The organism is Thiolapillus sp. (genome assembly GCF_048562965.1).
Taxonomy (GTDB): Bacteria; Pseudomonadota; Gammaproteobacteria; order Chromatiales; family Chromatiaceae; genus Thiolapillus; species Thiolapillus brandeum_A.
The window spans coordinates 1-3,841 of record NZ_JBHNMF010000322.1 but is presented as its reverse complement, the minus strand read 5'-3'; the positions used below and the strand labels follow the sequence as shown (position 1 = coordinate 3,841).

Genomic DNA, 3,841 nt, shown 5'->3' with positions numbered 1-3,841 from the left:
CTGCAACCCAAGCTCGATAAACTCAAGGAGAGCGATGAGGAAAAGCGCCAGAAGCTGATCAGGGAACACGAACCGCAAAACTGGATCGCCGACGCCGCCCGGCGGGTGACGCAGATTCGGCGGGTCACCCATGCCATCAAGTACGCCCACCCCGACGCCAAAGGCAGTAGCCTGTTCAGCAGAGGGAACCCGATAGCGGGAGATCGCCTTGCAGGCACCCATAGCCTGAACGTGCCAACAGCCGATGTCGTCGGCAACGCGGCCGCACTCGATGTATACAAATTCCTCCGCCTTGAAGTGAACGGAACAACACTGCTTGAATTGGCCAAGTCTGAGTCAGATGCGCTGCTGGACGCCTTTGGCGGGGACGACAATGCCAGAATCTGGATGAAGGCCTTTGCCGACATCGACAGCCTCGGGGACGCGCCGGCATCCCACAAACTGGCCAAACAGACCTACTGGCCTGTCGGTGACGACGGCTATCACCTGCTGGCACCCCTGTTTCCCACCGCACTGGTACAGCACCAATACGGGTTCATCCATCATGACCGCTTCTCCGAAGCTGCCAAGTCCGCCCGCGAGGCACGCCGTAAGAATGCGCCTTACGCGAACGGCTATCGGGAGTATCCCAAGCTTGCCATCATAAAGTTCGGCGGCACCAAGCCGCAGAATATCAGTCAGCTCAACAGCGAACGGCATGGCGAGGTCTGGCTGCTGGCTTCTCTGCCGCCTCAATGGACAAGTCGCGGCCTCAAGCCACCTTGCCATGTGGAAAGCATTTTCGGCCGGTGGCTTATGGGCTTTTCCTCCATCCGCGAACGGGTTCGCATCATCAAGCGGTTCCTGGGAAAAACCAGCCACAATAATCTGGCCATCCGCAACACAAGAGCCGACCTGACTCGCACGATCATCGACGATCTGCTGATGCTGGCCATTCGCATCCAGCAGCTCCCTCCCGGCTGGTCCGCCACCCCCGATTGCCGCCTTACACAAGCCGAATGCTTCTGGCTCGACCCTGGGCGCGCCACCGAGGACGGGGATTTTGCGGCTGAACGCGCTGCCACCGACTGGAGTGAACGCATTACCGACGGCTTTTCCCGTTGGCTGAACAGACAACTGAACAGCGACAAGACACCCATGGCCGACGCTGAACGCGATCACTGGCGCAGCAGCCTGGCCGATGAAATGCACCTGTTGCGTGAGGCGTTGAGCCATGACTGATATGGACGGACTGCTGCTGATCCCCCATCTTCGGGTACAGAACGCCAACGTCACCGCCGGGCCGTTGAGCTGGGGCTTTCCCTCACCCACCGCCTTTCTTGGCTTTGCCCATGCCCTTGAGCGAAAGCTTCGCGATCTCTGGGATCTGCAATTTACCGGCGTGGCCATTGTCTGTCACCACTTCGAGCCCCTGACCACCCAACCCAATCGCAGGCGTCATCAGGTATTTAACCTGATGCGTCACCCGGTGCGCGCTGGCTACAGGAAGTGGCAGGACAAAGATGCCGCCCTCATCGAAGAAGGCCGCGCCCACATGGAAATCAGTCTGCTGCTGGAAACCGAAGGTGACTTTGATGATGAAGCCGACGAATTCCTGGAGATGCTTTCCGAAACGGTACTGGGCATGCGCCTGGCCGGAGGCAGTATCCTCCCGTCCCGGGGCGCCGGTAGCAAGCCGCTGTGGCAAGTCTGGTGGGATGAAGAGGCGCAAAACCTCGCATCCTTCCGAAAGCTGCGCCGGCAGCTGTTGCCAGGTTTTGCACTTGTCCATCGCCCGGACCTGCTGACCGAACGGCTGAATAAGCTTCGGGAACACAGCCCTGATACCAACACCCTGGATGCATTAATGGACCTGTCCGCCCTCCATGTTGAACCGGAAGCCAATGAACAGGGCAAAATCCACTGGCAATACCGCCGGTCGCCGGGCTGGATCGTTCCGCTGCCAATCGGATACAGCGGGCTATCGGCGTTGTACCCGCCCGGCGAAGTCGCCAACACCCGTGACAGCACAACACCCTTCCGTTTCGTCGAAAGTCTCTATTCGTTGGGTCAGTGGATCAGCCCGCACCGTATCCATCATCCCCACCATCTCATGTGGCGATATCAGACCGATGAGCACAACGGCCTGTATCTGTGCGCCAACGATTACACAACCACCTTGAACAGGGAGTAACCCCATGACCGAAAACAAACTCAAAACCGCCTCCGTCCTCGCCTTCGAACGCAAGCTCGATCCGTCCGACGCGCTGTTTCATACCGGCAACTGGGAGAACCGGAAACTCCCGGACTGGCCCGCCGTTGAAATTCGGGAGAAATCCGTACGCGGCACCATCTCAAACCGCCTCAAAACCCAGGAACAGGACCCCGCCAAACTGGATGCGAAAATTCAGCATCCAAACCTGCAGACCGTGGATGTTGCCACCTTGCCCGCCGATGCAGACACCCTGCGCATCAGCTTCACGCTTCGCATTCTTGGCGGTGCCGGGATCCCCTCTGCCTGCAACAGGACCGACTACCAGGAAGCACTGACCCAAGTCATCGGGCAATACAAATCGGACGTGGGCTTTGGCGAGCTGGCCCGGCGTTATGCCACCAACCTGGCCAATGGCCGCTTCCTCTGGCGCAACCGCATGGCAGCAGAGCAAGTCGCGGTCGATGTCCACAAATTGGAGCAGGGTGAACGAACGACTTCCTGGCATTTCGATATGGCAGACTATTCACTGCGCAGTTTCGAAACCACGGACACCCGGCTTAACAATCTGGCCGCCACTATCCAGGCAGGTCTGGAAGGCAGCGGCCACGTACTGCTGGAGGTCGTTGCTCACGCTCGCATGGGTAACGGGCAGGAGGTCTATCCTTCACAGGAACTGATCCTCGACAAGGGCGATCAGAAAGGCCAGAAAAGTAAGACCCTGTATCAGGTTGATGGCGTTGCCGCCATGCACAGTCAGAAGATCGGCAACGCCCTGCGCACCATCGACACCTGGTACCCCAACGAAGCAGGCGAACCTCTTGGCCCTATCGCTGTTGAACCCTACGGCTCCGTCACCTCACAAGGGCGGGCCTATCGCCAGCCCAAGCAGAAAAAGGATTTCTACAACCTGCTCGATCAATGGGTGCTCAAAGGGCGGGCGCCGGATGAAGAACAGCAGCACTTCGTCATGGCCAACCTGATTCGCGGCGGCGTATTCGGCGACAAGGATTGAAATCATGGAACGCTATATCGATATCCGCCTGCTGCCAGACCCTGAATTTCCGGCCAACCTGCTGATGAATGCCCTGTTCGCCAAGCTCCACCGAGGGCTGGTGGGATGGGGAAACAACCGAATTGGCGTCAGTTTTCCCAGGCATGACGATGGAATACCCACACTGGGCAAATGCCTGCGCCTGCATGGCGATCAGCAGGATCTGGATAACCTGATGGCCAGAAACTGGTTCTGTGGCATGCGTGATAATATTCTTGTCGTCGGCCCCGAGACCATCCCAACGTCAAAAGGCTACCGCTGTGTTTACCGCGTCCAGGCCAAAAGCAGCCCTGAAAGGCTGCGCCGCCGCTATATGCAACGGCACCATACTGACGCCCAGACCGCGCGGCAAACCATTCCTGATAGTACTGCTGAAATGCTTACGCTGCCCTATGTGAATATCGGCAGCCAAAGCACCGGTCAAAGATTCCGCCTGTTTATCGCACACGGAGCCATTGTTGAAAAACCCGTGGAAGGCAGCTTCAATCACTACGGTCTCAGCCCGATGGCTACAATCCCCTGGTTTTGACCCTTTTTTCAGCGCTTGTCGTCATCACAGTAAAATCAATTACTTATGAGCAGCAGGCAAAAAAAGG

At 58.0% G+C, this 3,841-nt stretch carries 4 protein-coding genes; all 4 read left to right on the top strand.

The genetic code is table 11. The features are described 5' to 3' along the window. Positions 1-1,221 (top strand): type I-F CRISPR-associated protein Csy1 (csy1, locus tag ACOCD2_RS14105; protein WP_293648725.1); only part of this gene is annotated, 1,221 nt, incomplete at its 5' end. Further along, on the top strand, positions 1,214-2,173 hold the full coding sequence (gene csy2 / locus ACOCD2_RS14100; protein WP_293680420.1) for a type I-F CRISPR-associated protein Csy2: 960 nt from the start codon (positions 1,214-1,216) through the stop codon (positions 2,171-2,173). The genes csy1 and csy2, both read left to right, overlap by 8 nt. A 4-nt stretch (positions 2,174-2,177) precedes the next feature. Beyond that, positions 2,178-3,206: a type I-F CRISPR-associated protein Csy3 gene (gene csy3, locus ACOCD2_RS14095; protein ID WP_293672824.1), complete on the top strand. Its 1,029-nt coding sequence runs from the start codon at positions 2,178-2,180 to the stop codon at positions 3,204-3,206. Between the two features lie 4 nt (positions 3,207-3,210). Further along, positions 3,211-3,774, top strand: a complete 564-nt coding sequence (gene cas6f / locus ACOCD2_RS14090) for a type I-F CRISPR-associated endoribonuclease Cas6/Csy4 (protein ID WP_293648734.1) — start codon at positions 3,211-3,213, stop codon at positions 3,772-3,774. Positions 3,775-3,841: the final 67 nt, after the last annotated feature.

Coding starts and splice junctions, on each gene's coding strand:
- csy2 (WP_293680420.1), top strand. CDS start 1,214: ATGACTGATATGGACGGACTGCTGCTGATCCCCCATCTTCGGGTACAG.
- csy3 (WP_293672824.1), top strand. CDS start 2,178: ATGACCGAAAACAAACTCAAAACCGCCTCCGTCCTCGCCTTCGAACGC.
- cas6f (WP_293648734.1), top strand. CDS start 3,211: ATGGAACGCTATATCGATATCCGCCTGCTGCCAGACCCTGAATTTCCG.